Origin of the sequence: Nocardioides albidus (assembly GCF_006335005.1) — a bacterium.
GTDB lineage: Bacteria > Actinomycetota > Actinomycetes > Propionibacteriales > Nocardioidaceae > Nocardioides > Nocardioides albidus.
This window is the reverse complement of record NZ_VDMP01000016.1, coordinates 41814-43896: the sequence shown is the minus strand read 5'-3', so window position 1 is coordinate 43896 and position 2083 is coordinate 41814. Positions and strand designations below refer to the sequence as shown.

Annotated in this window: 2 protein-coding genes; both read right to left on the bottom strand. The window is 76.8% G+C overall.

The features are described from left to right. Positions 1–127: 127 nt before the first annotated feature. Positions 128–1465: a DUF58 domain-containing protein gene (locus FHP29_RS03770; protein WP_139621525.1), complete on the bottom strand. Its 1338-nt coding sequence runs from the start codon at positions 1463–1465 to the stop codon at positions 128–130. 13 nt (positions 1466–1478) lie between these two features. After that, positions 1479–2083, bottom strand: a 605-nt coding sequence (locus FHP29_RS03765; protein ID WP_240044286.1) for an AAA family ATPase, incomplete at its 5' end; no start/stop codon positions are given.

The window sequence follows — 2083 nt, the reverse complement described above, 5'->3', positions numbered from 1 at the left end:
AGGGACCCCGCCCCACACCCCGCCAGCCCTGCTCGCGGGGACATCGGCACGCCGGGGCTGCCCCGAGGGCGTCTCGCGCCTCAGCCACCGGGCCCGCGGACCCGCCAGCGTCAGTCGCGGCTCCGCGTCAGAGCAACCCTTGGGCCTTCAGGGCGAGGTAGTGGTCGGCGAGCGCGGGCGGCAGCTCGCCGGCGTCGGCGTCGACGACGTCGACCCCGAGGCGCACGAGCATGGCGCGGGTCCGCTCGCGACGGTGCAGCTCGTGGGAGGCGGCCGCGGCGGCGTACACCTCGTCGGCTGTCGGCGCCGCCGCCCCGACCTCGTCGCCGAGCGCGGCCATCCGGCTCAGCTCGGGGTCGCGGACCGACGCGATCACCACCCGGTGGTGGCGGGTGAGCACGGGCAGGACGGGCAGCAGCCCGTCGGCGATGGCGGAGGGCTCGAGTGCGGTGAGCAGGACCACGAGGGCGCGCTGCCGGCCGAAGCCCTGGACGGCGCCGGCGAGCAGGTCCCAGTCGGCCTCGGCCAGGACCGGGTCGAGGTCGGTCATCTGCTCCTGCAGTCGCGCCGCGACGTCGCGGGCGCCGTGCAGCCGCTGCCGGGCCCGGACCCGTCGGTCGCCGGCGACGAAGTCGATCCGGTCGCCGGCGCGCGAGGCGAGGGCGGCGAGGAGCAGGGCGGAGTCCATCGCGGCGTCCAGGCGAGGCATCCCGTCGGTCTCCGCCTCCCCGGCCGCGCGGGCGACCCGCCCGGCCGACGTACGCGAGGTGTCGAGGACGAGCACCACCCGGCGGTCGCGCTCGGGCTGCCAGGTCCGGACCACGACGTGGGTGTTGCGTGCCGAGGCGCGCCAGTCGATGGAGCGGACGTCGTCGCCGCGGACGTACTCGCGCAGCGAGTCGAACTCGGTGCCCTGCCCGCGCACGCGTACGGCGGCACGGCCGTCGAGGTCGCGCAGCCGGGCGAGCCGGGAGGGCAGGTGCTTGCGCGAGTCGAAGGGCGGCAGCGCGCGCACCGATCCGGGGACGGCGTAGGTGCGCTGCCGGGCGACGAGGCCGAGCGGGCCCCACGATCGGACGGTCACTCCGTCGGCGCGCAGGTCGCCGCGGCGGCGGGGGAGCAGCGGCGTCGTCAGCCGCCGCTGGTCGCCCGCGGCCAGCCGCAGCCGGAACCGGTTGTCGCGGGCCCCGGCGGAGGGCTGCCAGGCGTCGCGCACGTGCAGGTGGAGGGTGCGGCCGGTCGCAGCCACGACCAGCTCGGAGGACGCAGGGTCGCCGAGCCGCACCGAGCCGGCCGGGCGTCGGCTGATCGAGGCGAGCGCCGGCGACGGGGTCAGCAGCCGGTCGAGCGTCACCAGTGCCAGCACGCCGAGCAGCCACATCCACACCGTCCCGGCCTGCGGGCGCAGCACGACCGCCACCAGCCCCAGCAGGAGCAGCAGCGGGACGCGGCCGGAGATCGCCATGGTGTGACGGGCCTCAGCGCGGGACCGGGACGGAGGCGATCGCGGACGCCAGCACCTGGGTGACGTCGACGCCCTCGAGCTCGGCCTCGGCCCGCACACCGAGGCGGTGTGCGAGGGACGCCTGGGCGAGCGCCTTCACGTCGTCAGGCGTCACGAAGTCGCGTCCCGACAGCCACGCCCACGCCCGCGCGGCACGCAGCAGCGCCGTCGCACCACGAGGGCTGACGCCCAGCGACAGCGAGGGGGACTGTCGCGTGGCCCGCGCGATGTCGACGATGTACGACGCCACCTCGGGCGAGACCTGCACCTTCTTGACCGCGGCCTGGCCGGCCTCCAGGTCGGCGGCGCCGGCGACCGGGCGCACGCCCGCACCGGCCACGTCGCGCGGGTCGAAGCCGTCGGCGTGCCGGGTGAGGATGGTGATCTCGTCCTCGCGCGGCGGCACCGGCAGCACCACCTTGAGCAGGAACCGGTCCAGCTGCGCCTCCGGCAGCGGGTAGGTCCCCTCGAACTCGACGGGGTTCTGGGTCGCGGCGACCAGGAACGGGCGCGGCAGCGGCCGGGTCACGCCGTCGGCCGAGACCTGGCCCTCCTCCATCGCCTCCAGCAGCGCCGACT